The organism is Novosphingobium malaysiense (genome assembly GCF_000802225.1).
In the GTDB taxonomy this organism is placed as follows: domain Bacteria; phylum Pseudomonadota; class Alphaproteobacteria; order Sphingomonadales; family Sphingomonadaceae; genus Novosphingobium; species Novosphingobium malaysiense.
In genome coordinates this window covers 660,960-678,463 of record NZ_JTDI01000003.1, presented here as the reverse complement: position 1 = coordinate 678,463, position 17,504 = coordinate 660,960, and the positions used below count along the sequence as shown (strand labels likewise).

Sequence of the window (17,504 nt, the reverse complement as noted above, 5' to 3'; positions counted from 1 at the left end):
CTGAGCGGTGCAGACGAGTGGGGGGAAATGGTGGAAGAGACCGTGCGTGTCGCAATCGTCGGCTCCGGGCCCGCTGGGCTGAGCGCCGCCGGCCGCGCCGCTCAGCTCGGTGTCAGTCACCTGCTCCTGGAAAAGACAGATCACCTTTCCGATACGATCTTCAAGTACCAGAAGGGCAAGCACGTCATGGCGTCGCCCAATGCACTGGTGTTGCGTTCGGATCTCGATTTCGATGCCGGCAAGCGCGAGGCCATTCTCGGCATCTGGGACGAACAGACCGGCAAGATGGGTGTCAACGTTCGCTACAGCAGCGAGGTGGTGGCCATTGAGGGCGCGAAAGGTGATTTCACGCTCACGCTCAAGGATGGCGCCAAGGTTCGCGCAGAGGCTGTCGTTCTCGCCATAGGAACGCAGGGCAATCCCAACCGGCTACGCTGCGCCGGCGCAGAAATGCCTCATGTCCAGTACCAACTCGATGACCCAACGGAATTCATCGATGAGCATATAACCGTGGTGGGCACTGGCGATGCGGGTATCGAGAATGCCCTCGGTCTCGCTGCCGACCCGGCCCAGCGAAACGTGGTGACCATCCTCAATCGGGGTACGGAATTCGCTCGTGCCAAGGGCGCGAACGTGAAGTTGCTGCAAGAGGCCGAAGCCGCCGGGCGCATCGCCATACGCTACGAGACCACTCCGGCCGAAGTGAGGCCCGGCGAGTTGGTCCTAGACACGCGCGATGGGCAGGAAACGATACGCTGCGACCGGATCATCGCCCGCACCGGCTCGGCACCGCCGCGCAAATTCGTCGAATCTTGCGGGGTCGAATTCACCAGCCCCGATCGCGAAGCTTTCCCTGTCCTGACCCCGGCGTTCGAGACGACGCGACCCGGCATCCACGTGATCGGTGCACTGGCAGGATATCCGCTCATCAAGCACTGCATGAATCAGGGTTACGATGTCGTCGAGTTCCTGAACGGCAACACCGAACTCAAGCCTGCAGACGAGCCGATCCTGGCGGAAAAATTCGCTACACTTCCCGGCAAGCGTAACGTCGAGGAATGGCTCGATCTGTTCGGATCCAACATAGAGATATTCAAGGGCATTTCCGCACTGCAGCTGCGGGAATTGATGCTCGATTCGGGCGTACGTTTCTTTACGGCCGGCGAAAACGTGTTCGAGCGCAACGAGCCGGGTTCCTCGCTTTTCGCGATTGCCCAGGGCTCGGTGCTGGTGGAGATCGACAAGGACGATCCCAGCAAAACCGTACCTATCGGCGAGGGGTCGATATTCGGCGAAGTCGGGCTGATATCAGGGCGTCGTCGCGGCGCCACCATCCGCGCGGCAGAAGACCTGATTGTCGTCGAACTTTCACGTTCGGCTGCATTGAAGATGATGGCGACTGCGCCAGCAGCAGCCAAGGCCGTAAACCGCATTTCGATCGAACGACAATTGCTCCAGATGTTCGGTTCGGGCCTCACCGGCCGGGACGTCGCGGAACTGGTCGATGGCGCCGAGGTGCAGGAAGTCCGTGCCGGTCAGATCGTGCTCGAGGAAGGCGACGAAGGAAACGACATCTATATCGTTCGTCGCGGCTCGATGATCGTGGAGCGCAAGATCGGCGGCAAGCCCGTGTTCCTGAGCTATCTTCCTGCCGGCTCCTATGTCGGCGAAATGGCAGTCATCGATGGATCGCGGCGTTCGGCGACGGTGCGCGCCGCCATTCGTTCGGAAGTCGTGCGTCTGCCGGGAGAGGCATTCCTTCGCGTACTCGACAAGAAGCCTGAGCTTTTGAAGAAGGCCCGCGTGGAAATGGAGCGCCGAAAGGAAGTCAATTCCTTCATCGAGGGCCGCAAGGAGAACTTTTCCAGCGTCGTCGACATGTATTCGCAGACTGCGCAGTTCCTCGTCGACAATGGCATCGGCGAGGCGACCGATGTGCTGCTTATCGACGAGACTCTGTGCGTGGGCTGCGACAATTGCGAGAAGGCCTGCGCGGACAGCCATGACGGGCTTTCCCGTCTCGATCGCGAAGCCGGCACCACGTACGCCCACCTGCATGTGCCGACCTCTTGCCGCCACTGCGAACATCCCCACTGCATGGCGGATTGCCCGCCCAATGCGATCCAGCGCGGAGTCGACGGCGAGGTCTTCATCGACGAGACCTGCATCGGCTGCGGTAACTGCCAGAGAAACTGCCCCTACGGGGTCATCCGCATGGACTCAGTCCCCCCGCGCAAGCCGTCGCTGCTGTCCTGGTTGTTCATCGGCAAAGGACCGGGGCCGGGCGAGCCTTCCAAGTCGTGGCGCAAGAAGCACGCAGAGGGCACGGAGCAGCCCAAGAAAGCGATCAAGTGTGACATGTGCGCCGGCATCGAAGGCGGTCCTTCTTGCGTGCGGGCGTGCCCGACCGGAGCGGCGATCCGCGTTTCGCCGGAGGCATTCCTCACGGTAGCCAAGCTGGGCGAGGACGAATGATGGCGAGCGTACCGGGGCAGGCCAGTCGCGAATACCGAACCAGCCATGAAGGATTTCTGCGCCACCGCGGTTTCCGATGGCTGAAGATTGCCACCTGCCTTTGCGTGATCGTCATCGCGGCCTACTTCCTTACCGATCCAACGCCGCGGCCGAGTGGAAGCACCTGGATCGGCTATACGCTCGGCACCGTCGGAGCGCTTCTGATTGTCTGGCTATCGCTGCTGGGTATTCGCAAGCGGGCCATGACCGAAGGCCGTTGGTCACTCAAGGCGTGGACCTCGGCACACGTCTATCTGGGTCTCTCGCTGATTGTCGTGGCCACCCTGCACACCGGTTTCCAGCTCGGTTGGAACGTCCATACTCTGGCCTATGTGCTGATGATGGTCGTGATCCTGTCGGGAATCTTCGGCATCTGGGCCTACTCTACGTTGCCATCCGCGCTCAGCAGCAACCGTGAGGAAATGACCCAGGGGCAGATGATCGATGCTATCCGTGCCCTCGACCGCCAACTCGATGACGCCGCCCAGCCATTGGCAAGACATCAGTCTGACCTGGTTCTGAAGGCCCTGGAAGAGGACCCGTTCGCACCGGGGTTGTTCCGTCGTCTTTCCGGCCACTATCCCGATTGTGCGACGCAAAAGGCGATTCTGGGGTTCGCTGATGACAACGCCGCAGCCAGCGAACGCGTCGAGAAGCTGCTCGTCCGTCGCAAGGCCCAACTGGAGCGTCTGCGCCGACACATGAAGCTGAAGGCCATGCTGGAGGTGTGGCTCTACGTTCATGTGCCCGCGACGATGGCCCTGCTGGCTGCGCTGATCGCCCACATCGTCTCTGTTTTTTATTACTGGTAGGGCGTCATGGCGTTCAGGATCCGTCAGATTGATCTTACCGCAACCGGGCGAGAAATCGTTCGCGATCGCGATCTCGATGCAGATACCATCACGATTGGTCGTGCGGCCGAAAACGACATCAGGCTACCCGATCTCGCAGTCGAGTTGCATCATGCCACGATTACCCGGCGCGACGGCGACAGGCTCGAAGTGGCATCGGCCGGCACGCTGGGATTCGTGCACGACGGGAGCGATACCCGCTCGGCACTGATCGACAGCGCAGGGGGTGCCGAACTCGGATTCGGCACCTATCGCATCACGATTTCCCGCGACGACGACGGTGCCGTTCTGCTGACGATTCGCCAAGTGGAGACGGCAGCCACCCGTTCCGGCGATCTCGAGGAGAAACGCAGGTTCTCGCTGCAGGGCGTCCTGCCAGGCAAACGCTGGATGTCCTGGGTGCTTGCCGTGGTCATCCTGCTTGCATTCCTCGCCGTGCCCATCGTCAGTCACATGACACGCGACCCCGTATCGAAACGGGGCGTAATCGGTGATGCCAGCTGGAATCCCGGCGAGCTTTCCCTGGCCCACCATTCACTGACCGACCGATGTGAAGCCTGCCACGTCGACGCTTTCGTGTCGGTACGCGATGCCACATGCCGTTCCTGCCACAAGGACGTGCACGATCATGCCGAGCCGCAGCGGATCGCAGCAGCGAGAGGGCAGTTGCCGTTCGGTCAAGCGATTCTGTGGTCAGTTGCTCATGCTTTCGGAAAGGAAGGCCCGGGAGCCTGCCAGGACTGCCATGTCGAACACCAGGGCCCGACGCGTCTCGATACGCCGAGCCAGCAGTTCTGTAGTGATTGCCACGCCCGGCTGCAGGCCAACCTGCCGGATACCGTGCTTGGCAATGCGTCCGATTTCGGCAAGCTGCACCCGCAGTTCACGGCCGCCGTAGTCACGGACGCGATGACCCGCGAGCGCACCGAGGTTTCTCTGGATGGATCGCCGAAGCAGGATGACGGACTGACATTCCCGCACAAGCTGCACCTCGACCCGACGGGCGGCGTGGCCCGCATGGCTGCGAACATCGGTGCCGAGCACGGCTATGGACGGAGCGGGCTCCAGTGCAAGGACTGTCATCACAAGACCGAGGATGGCGTGCGCTTCAAGCCGGTAGAGATGGAGCGTGATTGCGAAAGTTGTCACAGTCTCGCCTACGACAAGGTGGGTGGCATCTTCCGGCGGCTTCACCATGGTGACGTGGACCAGTTGATCGCCGATCTCTCTGCCCGCGATTATCATCCGAGTTCGCCGGCGGCGAAGGGACGCCACCGTCCGGGTCGATATGCGCCCGGCGGGCTGTACAGCTTCAACTATTCAGCCCCGGCATGGCACGGCCTGCAATTGCGCGGTGCCTTATCAAAGGACGGCATATGCGGTGAATGCCACCGACCGACGACGATCAATGGCAAGCTCGGAGTGGTTCCGGTGACCCAGACAACGCGCTATTTTGCGCATGGCTGGTTCGATCACGACGCCCACAAGCAGGAAAAATGCGAAAGTTGTCATGCCGCAAGCAAGTCCACGAGCTCGGCTGACTTGCTTCTGCCCGGTATCAAGGATTGCCGCACTTGCCATGGCGGTGAATCGGCCGCGCAGGACCAGGTCGCGTCGAGTTGCGCGATGTGCCACGGCTATCATACCACAGCAATCGGGTCGGAGACGCGGAAACCGGTTAACAAGCAATTCGCGCTAATACCGGATTGAATGCCGGGGGAAAGGGGATCGCGACCTTGGGAAACGCGCCATTGTTGATTGCGCAGATCACGGATGTTCACATCGGGTTCGATCAGGGCAATCCCAACGAATACAACATGCAACGCCTCGTTGCCGTGCTGGAGCGTCTTGTATCGGGTCCCAACCACCCCGACCTGCTGCTGATGACCGGAGACCTGACGGAATTCGGAGACTTGGACAGTTACAAAAGGCTTGCCGTCGCCGTGAAGGCTTGCCCCTTTCCTGTGATGGTGATGGCGGGCAACCACGATGCACGCGAGCCGTTGCTTGCGGCTTTTCCCGGCACGCCGACCCATGATGGGTTCGTTCAGTATGCACGCGATCTAGGCAGTCTGCGCCTGATCGCACTCGATACGCTGGAACCGGGACGCCACGGCGGGAGCTTCTGCGATGTGCGCGCCGATTGGTTAGCTCGCGAACTCGCGGCCCATCCGGACACGCCCACTCTCATTGCGCTACACCACCCCCCGTTCGAGAGCGGTATCGGCTGGCTGGACTGCGATGCGCGCGAACCGTGGATCGCGCGACTTGCGCAGGTTCTGATGGGGCAGAAGCAGGTTTGCGGTCTGATATCGGGTCACTTGCACCGCACCATCCAAACATCATGGGAAGGGTTCCCCGTCATGGTCTGCGCTTCGACCGCGCCGCTTGTGGCGCTCGACCTCAGCCCGGTCGATCCGGACAGTCCCGACGGGCGAGAGATGATTACCGACGAGTTGCCGGTCTTCGCTCTTCACCGCTGGGATGGAAACAGGATCGTCAGCCACGTGGAAGGGGTGGGCAGTCATCGCGTATTCGCGCGCTACGACGACGACCTGCATCCCGTAGTCCAGGTCATCAATGGCGAGCGCACCCCGGGCTGAACGGGGAGAGGCGCAGGACTGGGAACGAGGGTAGCCTAGTCTTCCGGCCACCACGCCGTCATGTCGACGTCGTCGCGCACCTTGTAGGGCACGCCCCTTCGGTTCAGGAACAGCCTTTCCATTTCGGGCCTGGTGAACGGGCGCGCGCCCAGGCGGCCGAAAACCGCAATCTGACCGCCGGTTTCGTCCACGGCCCGATCGCGATCCAGTCCTTTGGACAGCGCGCGTGCGGGCGAAGGGGTGCTGGCCCAGGCAATGAGTTCGGGCTTCGGCGCAGGCGAGAAGCCGTAGAAGTTCGGCTGCGTCGAAGGCGAGGTGAGCTGGATGACCTTGAACCCGTTCCTGCCGTCCGCGACATAGGCGAACAGCGAGGCGTTTGTCGATCCGACGATGACGTCCTCGGCATCGTTGAGCCGTCCGTCGAAGGTCACCTTCTTGTAGACCACGGGCGATCTCGGCCGCACGACATTGACGATAACGAGCCCGTCCTGCTTCGCCGCCACGTAGGCATAGGTCCGCGCGACATAGACCCGCCGGGCGTCCGCCAGGGGAACGGTGCCTGATGGCACGGCGACCGGATTCCTCAGATCCGTCACGTCGAACAGCTTGAGCCCCTCGCGATCGGTAACCCAGAGATAGCGGAACTGGATCGCGCTGGCCCGGGCATCGTCCATTGGCCGAACCGCCGCCAGCCGGGGATGAAGCGGATCGTGGAGATCGACGACGACGAGGCCGACCTTGGCGGTGATGTACGCCACTTCACCGGCGAGGACGATGTGCCGCGCGCCGTCCAGTACGTGATCCGGGTTCCACGTCACCGCGCGCTTGAGATCGTTGTTGCGGAATTCTCCGTCGCCGAAAGTCTCGACGTTGACGAGGATCAGACCTTCCTCGCTGTCGGTTATCGCGGCGTAGCTGTAGATGGGCTCGAAAGCCTGTTCCTGGTTGGCATCGCGCAGCGTCATCTGCGTGCCGTCGGCGTTCAGGATCGGCTGTCCCTTCTCGTCCTTGATGATCGTCGCTTCCATCGCCCGATTGCGGTTCGGAGCGATCGGCTGATCTGTGGGCAGGGCCATGCAGGTGGCATTCCTGGTCTTGACGCCGTTGTCTTGGCCGAGGGACGAGAACGGGGCCGAGACTACCGCGTCCGAGAATGCCTTGTTGGCAATCGACGCGACGTCGTAGACCTTGAAGCCTCCGCTCCCTTCGGCAACGAACATGTACTCGCCGCGCAGTTGCAGACATCCGACCTGGTCGCGCGTGCCTTGTACGACGTTGCGGAACTGCTCCATCGCATGCGTTTCGCCCGACAGCTTCTTGTCGAAGGTCTTGCCGCGAACCCAGTTCTTGAGTTCGCGCTGGTTCCGCTCGACGTGGAGCTTGTAGTAATCGGGATAGGCGTACTTCTGGAGATACGAGCCGATCACGGCCTGCGGTTCATCCCACTCGGTCACGCGGACAGCTTCGAAGCCACCGTCCAGGCCGACCCAGGAGTTGATGCCGACAAAGTTCACGAAATTCGTGCCCAGCAGCAGTGTTTGCGCCATGATTGCGTTGTTGTCCTCTTTAGCCGAGACGTGGCAATCGCTGCAGGTCTTGGTCTCGTTGAGGCGAACCGTGTGCGGGAAATGCGGCGCAAAGGCCTGGCTTGAAAAGCCGGCTGCACTGATCGGCGGCTGCTGCACGTAAATTCGCTCGCGGTTGACGTTGGTGGACGAGAGCACCAGTGCCGAACTCGAGCGGATGGGAGCAACTTCCGCGCCCTTGGTTGTCATGTGCTTGCCAAGCTGGAACATCTGGTCGCGCGCGACCTGCGGATTGTATGTCGCGAAGTTACGCGTCTCCTCACCTTCGTAGTGATGGAGCTTGGTCTTCCAGTTGGCCTCGATGGGCAGGTGGCACCCGCCGCAACTCGTGGTCCAGGAAAGGTGGCAGGTGAAGCACGCCATCTCCCCATCCTTGTGCGCGCGGTCCCCCATCGGAACGCCGAGGCCGAACCGGAACGAGGCGTCATCCGCACCCGACTTGCTCATCAGCTTGGCGCGGGCCGACTTGGCGTTGAAGGTGGGGGAGGCCGGATCCATGGCGTCCTTCACGAGGTTGACGTCCCATGAAAGCTCGGGATCGACGATAGAACGCTGGATCAGATGGCGGCGGCCAGTGGCGTCGGTCTGCCATTCGAAGCGCCGCTTGCCGTCCGGATTGCGCAGTAGCGAGAGGTCGTTGCCCTTCGGGGGCGCTGCGGGGCCGGACGTCAGCAGCGTTGGATAGGCGTCGGCAGTGCCATGGCAATCCTTGCAGCCGATCTCGACGGCATTCGCGACCTCGCCGTAGATGAGTCCGTTGCCGTGCGCATCCTGCGAGAAGTGGCAATCGGCGCACTGCATGCCTTTTTCGGCATGGATATCCATCATGTGCACTGTCTTGCCCGGATTTACGCCGGGCTCGACGAACTTGCCCTCGCCGTCCTTGCGCCATTTCTCCGGATCGTCGGGGGAAACGATATGTTCCTTGTCCGTGCCCCAGGTGGCCTGGTTGCCTTCAGCGTCGAGCAGATTGCCTTCCCGGTCGCGCTTGAAGATGGCGCGGAAGTTCCAGCCATGGCTGTGGTAATCGGCGAACTGGGTATCCTTGAGCTCGGGATTGAGGTCGTAGACGTTGCGCAGGAAGTCGATGTCCGCCCACTTGCCCTTGGGCGCGGCGCCTTCCGGATTGCGTTCCAGCACCTTGTGCATTTCCGCGGCGTCCGGATACTTCTGCTTCTTCGGCCACATCTTCGGCGCGTCGGATTCGTAGTCCCACATCGTGTAGCCGAGATAGGAGTTCAGGAAGATGTTGGGCTGGTGCATGTGGCAGTTCATGCACTGCGCTGTCGGGATCGCACGCGTGAACACGTGCTGCAGCGGATGCCCATGCTCGCGTTCTGATCTGGGAGGCAGCGCATCTTCGCTCTCGTGACCGGTTTTCAGAGCGCCGTGGGCACCCTTTTCGGTGAGCGCGGCGATGGTGGGGTCGCGCGTGATCGTCTGTCCATCGCGACCGAACTTCGCATAGATAAGGCTGTGGCGCGGTTCGCGGTCGTTGGCATAGACGACGTGGCAGCCGGTACAACCGGAACTGCGGTAGTCGCCAGGCTGGTCGTTGGTGCCCATGAACCACATGAACGGGTCGTTGAGGCGGGTCTTGTGGATGTTGAGCACCGCGATCGCGACGCGAAGACCGGTGCCGGGGCCGCGGTTCGACTGTTTGATGTCGGGCCGACCCGGCTCATCCAACCGCTGGATCGATCCCGTGGAATTGGGCAGGCCGACTTCTGCAAAGTTTGAGTTGATCGTACGACCGCCTCGTTCGAACACGCGGAACACGTCCGAAGGGGGGACCACATTCCAGCGCGGCAGCGGATAGAGAGCAGCCAGGGCGCCGCGGGCTTCTTCCTCCTTGGTGACTTTCCCGGGCGGATTGCCGGGCGAGACGATCTTCGCCGGCTCGCCTTCTTTCGTATAGGCTTCGCCGAAGATGTAGTTCTTGTAGGGGATGATGCCGTTGTTATAGGCGCCGCCGCCCCACAGCATCGCGCCGGTGGCCATCAGCGAGCGCTCCGCCGCTTCGATGACCGGCAGGTGGCAGGCGCCGCAGGCATCGCGGGCCACGCGATAATCGCCCGGATTGACGAAGCGGATGTACTCGGGCGCTTCCTTGTTGAGCAACGTATAACTGCGCTTGGGATTGGCCGAACTCGGATAATGCCACGCCTTCGGATATTTCGGCAGCACGTGGGCACGATCGCGCGCCGCGGCGTATTCCGGTGCGTCGAAGCCCAGTTCCGGGCGGCCTTTCACAGAGGCATTGCCGCCATGGCAGTCGGTGCAGCCCAACTGCACGGCCGGCGTCATGTGCATCGACGGGGCATCGGACTGGGTGTGACAGGTGAGGCAGCCCGACGACTTGGCGGTCACATCCGCAAGGCTCTGCCCCGCCGGGGCGGGAGCGGCGCGCACCAGGGAGTAATCGCGTTCGACCGGCTTTTCCTCGTCGCTTGCGATCAGCCGTCCCGAAGGAACGGCGATGGCGAGGAACAGGGCCCAGAGGGCTAGCACGAGTACGGGCCGGCGCATCAGTAAGTCACGATCACGTTGGCGAGGACCGAATAGTAGTTCCGGTGGTCCTCGTAGTTGTCGAAGAGGTCGCGGAAGCCCCTGCCCGGAAGCAGGGCCGCAGCCGAAAGCCGCATGACGATGTTCTGGGTCGCCTTGGGGCGCCAGATCGCGGCCATGGAGAGGTCCCACCCGATGTCGTTCGGAATCGAGCCTTCGTTGCGCAGCGTCTGCAGCGTGGCGGTGTTCTCGAACCACAGATGGTTCGCGTTGGAGGAAACGCGCAGTTCAGGCGTCAGGTCGAAGTCGGCGCCGGCGCCCAGCAGCATGGTGCCGGGGTTGTTGAAATTGGATTGGCCCTGCTCCTTCGACGAGCGCAGGGAGTTGAGGATCCCGTTGCGGCCGTTGACGCCGATCACGCGGCCACCGCCGGCGAAGGGTATCGTCTGGCGGATCCAGTAGCTGGTGTCGGCGCCGGCAAAGATGGGGTTCTCGAATACGGCGTCGAAACCGGTTTCCTTGCCGTCGTAGGGATCGTGGTCGCCACTGGCGAAGAGTCCGGAAAGGCGAAATCGCATCCAGTCGTGGTCGTAGCTGAGTTCAGCAGCGCCGAAGAAGGCGCGGATATCCGCCTTCTCGTCGGTGAAGAAGCTGTTGCGATCCTGCCCCAGTGCGGCATAGGCGGAGGCCGTCACGTTGACCCGGCCGACGTGGCCATCGGCGTTGTACCCAAGGTAGAAAACGTCGTAATCGCGCCCCCGCAAGGTTCCAAGCAGGGCAGGGCGCACCGGGAAGCCGTTGTCGTCGATCTCGATTTCGTCGCCTTCGCGGTTGCGGTTGTAGGCGAGCGTGATCTGGCTGGTCAGTGCCGGGATCAGGAAGTCCTGGCGATAGAGGTTGGCGATGAACAGGAAGTCGTCACGGGGGCGCTGAACGACGCTATTCAGGCCTGAATTGGTATCCTTCTCGAGCCGCCAGAATGCCGCGATGTTGTACTGGAACCGGTTGTTGTCGCGATTTCCGAACAGGCGAATGCCCAACTGCTGGTCGTTGAATAGAAAGCCGCGAAAGTCTGCCTGAAACGGCTGAATGCCCACGCGGATCGAATCGAAATCATAACGGTCGGAAACGTTGCGCAGGTGATAATCGATGAAGGCTTCCTGCACGCCGAGGAAGTGGTCGGAGCGATGCGACGGCTTCGACGGTTCCACGAACAGCACGCGCTTTTCCGGCACGTTGACGTAGTTGTAGTTGAAGGCGAGGGCGATCTTGTACTCGACCTCGGGCGGTTTGAAGGCGGTCTGCCCCTTCACCAGCGACGCCGACGCAATAAAGGTCTGCGAGAAGACGAAGCTCGCATCCTTGCCGAACACGTCGATGCTGTCGAGTCGCTCGGTGGTCTGGACGCCGACAGGGATCGGGAAGGTGCGCGGTTCGATTACCGTGTCCGATGTGAGGCCGGCGGTGAAGAACCAGTCGTCCCCCGTGATCGGTAGCCATGGCACCTTGTCCGGGTTGATTGGACGGTCGCCCTTGTAGGTGTTCTGGTGATACGGATCCCACCAACGTTCCTTCACGACGCCCAGAGTTTCGATCAGGCGCCAGCGGTCTGGAATGGGATATTCGTCCGTGGGGAAGGCCTGGGGCGGTGGCGCGCGTACGGCTCCGGGATTGTCCTGCGTCACCGGTTCGGGCAACGGCTCGCGATAGCCCGGCCTGCGACGGCCTTCGATCACCCCGGGGTCGACGTCCTCTGGCGCTGTCGTCTGGCCAGGAGGAAACATGACGGGGGGCAGGTCCTGTTCGGATGTGGGTGCCGCCGGATTTTCTGCGCCGGTCTTCCTGGCAGGGGCCTTCGCCTGCTCCTGGTCGCTCCGGGCAGGAGCCTGCGATAGCAACAGTGGAAGCAGAAGCGCCGTAGACGACATGCTACAAGCCCTCGCACACGTTCTGTTCCGACGTGTCCAGGAAAGGCGCAAAGGGACAATTCACGAAACGAAGCCGCACGCTCGCCCCGTTGACGTTGATCAGTATCCGGTCGGCCCTGATGTCCTTGGGAGCATTGCCCAGCGTGCCCAGCTTCTCGCCCGCGTTGTTCGTGCCGAGAAAGCTGATCATGTCGTCCTGGTCGATGCCGTCTCCCGACACGCCGATGCCACCGACCAGCGTATTGCCGCGATAGACGGGTACCGATCCGGGAAAGATCTGGATTCCGTTCTGAAGGCGGTTCTTCCCGGACGCGACATCGGGGATGAAGGTGCAGCGGTGGCGCGTGTCGCTCGCTGCAGCACCGGTTACATACTGAAGGTGCTGGGCGAGGTTGGTCAGCACCAGCGCCGATTGCAGACCTGTCGAGAAAGGATTCCACTGCGCGATCGGGCGGGACAGCGGCCCATTGGGATTGCCCACCTGGCCATCCGGGAAATAGGGACGCGAGAGATTGCCTCCTGACCGATCGGCGAAGGCGTACGTGCCCGTCAAGGCTTGGGAATCGCCAAGGAAAGTGCGCACCTTGCCGACGAAAGCCTGAACGTCGCTACTGGGATCGGCAAGCAACTCGGCCCCGGCATTGGCGCCCGAGAAAAACGTCGCGGTACGGGCCTTTTGCAGCGACACGTCGGTGCCGAAGATGGGGGCATCCGGCGAACGTACGATGCCGAGCACCTGGCCATGGGTATCCACCAGGGAAATCGACACTTGCGCACGGCTGTCGAGTGGCTGGCGGATCTGCGCACGGGCCCGGGTCATGACCGCGAAGGCCTGCTCCAGCAGGGTGCGCGCCTCGTTCTCGGTGATCGGTTGTGCAACGTCCGCTCCGTCCGTCCCCGCCCGGATCGGAAAACGGTTCGCGCCGCTGCCGTTGGTGAGAACGAACGCGTCGCTGTCCGAAAATTCGCCCGTGTTCGAGGCGCGAATGCCTGACGCCTCGGCGCCGTAGGCAGTGCCGGCACGCAGGACTGCTGTCTCGAAATACCCCTTTACCGGGACGAGAGAGCCGAGCGCCGGGGCCGCCTGCGCATAGGTTGCTCCGGCCACATCGAACAGGCTTGCATAAAGAGAATCCGAATAGCGGAGCTGTGTCCCGTCAACATAGATGCGGTTCGCCCGGACTGCCTCGGGTGCCTCGAATCCGACAGTGCCTGCCAACGCGATCCGTTCGTCGAAATCGGTATCGGTATCGAGCACGTTGGTGTCGAGCGAATAGGATCCGTCGGACAGGACCCCGATACCGCCGACCAGCACCCCGTTCTTGTAGAGTGGAAAGCCGCCGGGATCGGCTGAAAGGCCCAGCGGAGAGCGTTTGGGCCCGATCAGGGCGGAAGGGCCGGCGGCCTGGAAACGCGAGGAGAAATCCGAGCAGGGCAGTTGGCTGAACTGGACCCCGAACAGCGGACCGCTTTCCAGTCCCGCCGTACTGGAAGCGGGCGGGAAGTGCTCCTGCACGATCATGCTGGCCGTGCGCGTGGAAAACGCGTTGCCCGAACTGGAAAGATAGGCGCCCGTAATGGCCTTGGCGATCGCTGCGGCATCGGCCGGAACGGAAAGGCCCTGGATGTCGATGTTGTTGCCGTTCGGCGCATCGGGGATCTTGGCGGTGGCAGGGGCACCGCTCATGCGGAAAACCGCGAGAACATTGCCGACGCGATCGACCACGGCGATCGTTGCGGGGTGGCCGGACTGGTTTGCCTGCGCGGCGGCCTGTGCGACGATCTTGCCGACCTGGGCGGACGTCAGCGATTCCTGCGCGGGGACGGCATAATCACCGCTAGTCGTGCCCCCGGTCGAACCGCCGCTACCGCCGCCCGAGGAGCCTCCTCCACTCGATCCCGAAGAGGTCGGCGTTCCGGACGACGAGCTGTCGTCACCGCCGCATGATGCAAGCAGCAACGCGGCTGCCATGACTCCGAGGAATCGGGTTGGCCTGCGCATCAGTGAAGCGCCTCTATCGATTGGGCAGCCTTGCCAAGGGCAGCGCGAAATGCCCGGGGATCGTAATGTTCCGGCGCCGCCACCGCGGCATAGGCGCGGTTTATCTGCGCGCGGATGCCTGCCGCCGCACCGACGGTTACGCGGCCTTCGCGCACCATGGCATTGAGCAGCGTGTCTACGGCCATGACCGCCTGGGCCGAGCCGGTGTAGTCGGTGAAGCGCGGCGATATCGCCTTGCTGGTAATCGCCGAGATGACCTGGAAAGCCGCATCTGCCGAATAGCTGCGAGCCGCCAGGACATTGGACAGGTTGGTTGCCGCGGCATTCAATTTTTGAGCCGCCGCGACGGTCTGCTGTCGATCCTTGGCCATGGCAGCATGGAAATCGCGAGCGGCCGTATTGAAGCGCGCGGCCTCGCCGGGGACCAGTACCTGCGCGATCGCAGAGAGCATGATCATGTTTTCGTCGTTGTAGGGCGGGTTGCCGAAGGGGATCGGTCGGCCGGGATTGGCTTCGAACGTCCGCGCCGCATTGGGCTTGTCCGTGATCTGGCGATGGCAGCTATGGCAGTCGTAGAAATAGAATTGCGGAAAAAGGCCCGCTGTCGCCAGGTCCGGTTTGGTGAACAGGCGGGTCGAACGGCGCACCGCTTCTGCTTGGCCCACGGCCCACAGTCGCACGCTATCGGGGCGCCCCTTGCGCCGAATGTAGTCGTCGTCGACGTCGTAGTGAGCCTGAAGCGACGAAAACAGGTCGAGTTCGAAGGAGACGCGGGGATGGCCGGCGGCCATCATCGAATGGGTCACGAACTGGCCCGGCCTGTCACTGCCGAAGTGGCAATCGAGACAGACTTCGGCCCGGACTTGCGGCCGCTCCAGCGGTATCATTCCGGCGGCGACATTGCCTGCATGGCTGGCCCGCAAGGTATAATGGGTGGCGATCCAGTCCGAAGCGGCGCCATGGCAGGACTCGCAGCCCACGCCATCGGAGGCAAGATAGCGGCCTCCGCGAGCGGCATTGGGAGCATTGGTGGAATGGCATCCGAGGCAGGCGCCTGCGCTTTCCGCCTTCCCCAGCCCGAGGGCGGCGGCAATGCGCTCCCCGCGCGGCGTGGCCAGAACGGCTGATGCCCGGCTGTGCACCCCGGCAGCGCTTGAGGGATCCTGCCAGAGTCTAAGTTCGTCCTGCCGGACGACCTTGCCGTCTCCCTCGTTGCGCCCGTGGCATGTTGAGCCGGCACAACTTGCAACGCCTTCAAAACTTCCAGCGGGCGCAATGGTCGACCATGCGCCCAGAACGAGTGCCATCAGAACAGCAAACAACGGAATGCGTTGCCATTGCGTCCACGCAAGGATGTCCGGATCGACCTTCAGGCCCACTTTTTCCCCCACGACTTCGTCTTATCCCAAAAGACGAAGCTAATCCCCCGATGCTTATTCAGCACATCAGGATGGTACCGTCACCGCAAAACCGAGTAAACACTTGTCGTCATGTATTTTCAGCAAAACTGCGAGATAATCCCCTCGCGATTTCCGCTTGTGCAAAATACCGGTGCCTAATGCCTTGGTGCGCGTTGATCCGCGCAATGAATTTGCTGCGCCAGGACTATCTTTGGAGCAGATAGCCCCAAGGCGCCAAGATCGCGCAATGCAGTAAGCCTTCTGAATAATTGACCACTGACTCGCCCCGGGGCACCTCTGAGGCGCGCTGACGGGGACCGAGACATGCAAAGCCGTGTATTGATGATCGGACTTGACGGGTACGAGCCAAGCATTGGCGACCGGATGATGGCCGAAGGACGCATGCCGCATTTGCGTGCGCTCAGGGATAGAAGTGCCCGATGGCGTCTCGAACACGGGCTTCACCGCAACACGGGCCTCGCGTTCGAGCAGCTTGCCTGCGGACTTGCTCCCGATATATCGCAGCGCTGGTCGGCCGTGGAACTCGATACGCGGACGTACACGGTCTGGCAGTCGGGGGCCGTCCACCCGCCGTTTCCGGCCCATCTCGACGTGAAGACGGTGGTGTTTGACGCGCCATATTACGATCTGTCTAAAGACGGCGGCAGTTTCGGTATCGTTAATTGGGGCGCGCACGATCCGGGCGTCAAGAAACAGAGCCGGCCAGCGAGCCTAGCCGACGAAATCGAGAGCCGGGTCGGTCCCTACAAGGCGACCGACTACATCTACGGCTTCCTGTGGCCGGACGAGGCCAAGACCCGGGAAGCCGGGCGCCTGCTGGTCGAGGCCCTCGACCAGAGAACGGACGTTATGCGCTGGCTGATCAGCGAGCGCTTCGACGATTGGGATCTTGCCATCTCGGTCGTTTCCGAACTCCATTCGGCGATTGAGCCGATGTGGCACGGAATGGACGAGGGCCATGCCTTGCACAACATTCCCAGCGCGAAGCCGGCTAGGGAGGGACTCGAGGCAGTATACCAGGCGCTCGACCGGCATATCGGGACGCTACAGGAGTCAGCGCCCGACGCAACCGTCGTCTGCTTCGCAATGCACGGTATGGGCCACAACGATGCAGATCTGCCCGGCATGCTGTTGCTGCCGGAAATGATCTATCGCTACGAGACCGGAAAGGAATTCTTCTCGGAGCCGGAGGAATGGCGCCAAACCTCGGATGGCGTACCGGTATTGCCTGCCAACACGCCTTGGGACCGTCCGATCCTGAAAGCGATGCGCGGCGGCGAGTTCATGCGCGTCAAGGACAAGATCGAACGGACGGTAGGAAAGTTTGCGGCGGCTGGCAAAACCGAAGTTGGCCCCGAGCGGCAAAACAGTTTTCCGTTGAAGATGCCGGCGGCGCGCTATGCCGGAAAATGGCCGCAAATGCGTGCGTTTGGATTTCCGGCGTTCTATGATGCAAGAGTACGGTTCAACCTCGTGGGCCGCGAAGCGCAGGGGCTGGTTCCTCTTTCCAGCTATGACGACATCATAGGCGAGTATTCGCAATGGCTGAGGGAAATCGTGGATCCGCGAACCGGAACGCCCGCTGTGAAGGATATCCTTCTTCCGGTCGCAGATGATCCACTCGCAGCGCATCCTACGCAAGCCGACATTATCGTCACCTTTAACGGTGCCCCGCAGGCGCTCGAGCATCCAAATACCGGCACAGTCGGCCCCGTACCGTATCGCAGGACCGGTGGACATACCGGTCCGTTCGGCGTCCTCTATGTTTCGGGAGAGGGCATTGCAGCGGGGCAATTCGGAACCCGCAGTTCGTTCGATGTCGTTCCGACGGTCGCGGACCTGCTTGGCAGAAAGCCTGCAGTGCGGCTGTCAGGCGAGGCCATTGCCATGCCTGTACTCGCCTCCTGAATCCGCTGAAAACTAGATCAAGCCTGTAGCTTGGCTCCCGGAGTGCTTCGCCAGCCGCGGCGGCACATTCGCACGGATGTTCGGGTCGGCCATTCAAGCAGCGATTTCGGAAAGGAAGTGGCTCCGAGCAGGAATATTACTGACCCTTATCAAATACGTGATATATATAAATAAATATCAGTT

Annotated in this window: 9 protein-coding genes; 5 read left to right on the top strand and 4 right to left on the bottom strand. The window is 62.0% G+C overall.

Annotated features, from left to right (window positions below; genetic code table 11):
• Positions 1-27 precede the first annotated feature (27 nt).
• The 4 genes from LK12_RS11115 to LK12_RS11100 are packed head-to-tail and all read left to right on the top strand — an operon-like array spanning position 28 to position 5,968.
• Positions 28-2,475, top strand: a complete 2,448-nt coding sequence (locus tag LK12_RS11115; RefSeq protein WP_156135457.1) for a cyclic nucleotide-binding domain-containing protein — start codon at positions 28-30, stop codon at positions 2,473-2,475.
• Positions 2,472-3,326 (top strand): type II secretion system protein, encoded by an 855-nt coding sequence (locus LK12_RS11110; protein WP_156135456.1) that lies wholly within the window; start codon positions 2,472-2,474, stop codon positions 3,324-3,326. Before LK12_RS11115 ends, LK12_RS11110 begins: the two co-directional genes overlap by 4 nt.
• A 6-nt stretch (positions 3,327-3,332) precedes the next feature.
• Positions 3,333-5,075, top strand: coding sequence for a cytochrome c3 family protein (locus tag LK12_RS11105; protein ID WP_039283474.1), 1,743 nt, complete (start codon positions 3,333-3,335; stop codon positions 5,073-5,075).
• A gap of 41 nt (positions 5,076-5,116) precedes the next feature.
• Positions 5,117-5,968: a phosphodiesterase gene (locus LK12_RS11100; RefSeq protein WP_039283471.1), complete on the top strand. Its 852-nt coding sequence runs from the start codon at positions 5,117-5,119 to the stop codon at positions 5,966-5,968.
• 35 nt (positions 5,969-6,003) lie between these two features.
• On the opposite strand, the gene LK12_RS11095 is transcribed toward LK12_RS11100, so the two are convergent.
• The 4 genes from LK12_RS11095 to LK12_RS11080 form a co-directional block, all read right to left on the bottom strand.
• Positions 6,004-10,083 carry an LVIVD repeat-containing protein gene (locus tag LK12_RS11095; protein WP_039283467.1) on the bottom strand — a complete coding sequence of 1,360 codons (4,080 nt, stop codon included), beginning with the start codon at positions 10,081-10,083 and terminating at the stop codon, positions 6,004-6,006.
• Positions 10,083-11,846, bottom strand: coding sequence for a hypothetical protein (locus LK12_RS11090; RefSeq protein ID WP_231568321.1), 1,764 nt, complete (start codon positions 11,844-11,846; stop codon positions 10,083-10,085). The genes LK12_RS11095 and LK12_RS11090 overlap by 1 nt, the downstream gene beginning before the upstream one ends.
• Positions 11,847-11,991: 145 nt before the next feature.
• The gene (locus LK12_RS11085; protein ID WP_156135455.1) at positions 11,992-13,962 is read right to left on the bottom strand and encodes a heme-binding protein; all 1,971 of its coding nucleotides are present in this window, start codon (positions 13,960-13,962) and stop codon (positions 11,992-11,994) included.
• A gap of 29 nt (positions 13,963-13,991) precedes the next feature.
• Positions 13,992-15,299 (bottom strand): multiheme c-type cytochrome, encoded by a 1,308-nt coding sequence (locus tag LK12_RS11080; protein ID WP_039285168.1) that lies wholly within the window; start codon positions 15,297-15,299, stop codon positions 13,992-13,994.
• A 435-nt stretch (positions 15,300-15,734) separates the two neighbouring features.
• Between LK12_RS11080 and LK12_RS11075 the strand changes: the two genes are divergently transcribed.
• A complete protein-coding gene (locus tag LK12_RS11075; RefSeq protein WP_052223330.1) occupies positions 15,735-17,321 on the top strand; it encodes an alkaline phosphatase family protein in 1,587 nt (528 codons plus the stop codon).
• Positions 17,322-17,504: the final 183 nt, after the last annotated feature.

Coding starts and splice junctions, on each gene's coding strand:
- LK12_RS11115 (WP_156135457.1), top strand. CDS start 28: ATGGTGGAAGAGACCGTGCGTGTCGCAATCGTCGGCTCCGGGCCCGCT.
- LK12_RS11110 (WP_156135456.1), top strand. CDS start 2,472: ATGATGGCGAGCGTACCGGGGCAGGCCAGTCGCGAATACCGAACCAGC.
- LK12_RS11105 (WP_039283474.1), top strand. CDS start 3,333: ATGGCGTTCAGGATCCGTCAGATTGATCTTACCGCAACCGGGCGAGAA.
- LK12_RS11095 (WP_039283467.1), bottom strand. CDS start 10,083: ATGCGCCGGCCCGTACTCGTGCTAGCCCTCTGGGCCCTGTTCCTCGCC.
- LK12_RS11090 (WP_231568321.1), bottom strand. CDS start 11,846: ATGTTTCCTCCTGGCCAGACGACAGCGCCAGAGGACGTCGACCCCGGG.
- LK12_RS11085 (WP_156135455.1), bottom strand. CDS start 13,962: ATGGCAGCCGCGTTGCTGCTTGCATCATGCGGCGGTGACGACAGCTCG.
- LK12_RS11080 (WP_039285168.1), bottom strand. CDS start 15,299: ATGGCACTCGTTCTGGGCGCATGGTCGACCATTGCGCCCGCTGGAAGT.
- LK12_RS11075 (WP_052223330.1), top strand. CDS start 15,735: ATGATCGGACTTGACGGGTACGAGCCAAGCATTGGCGACCGGATGATG.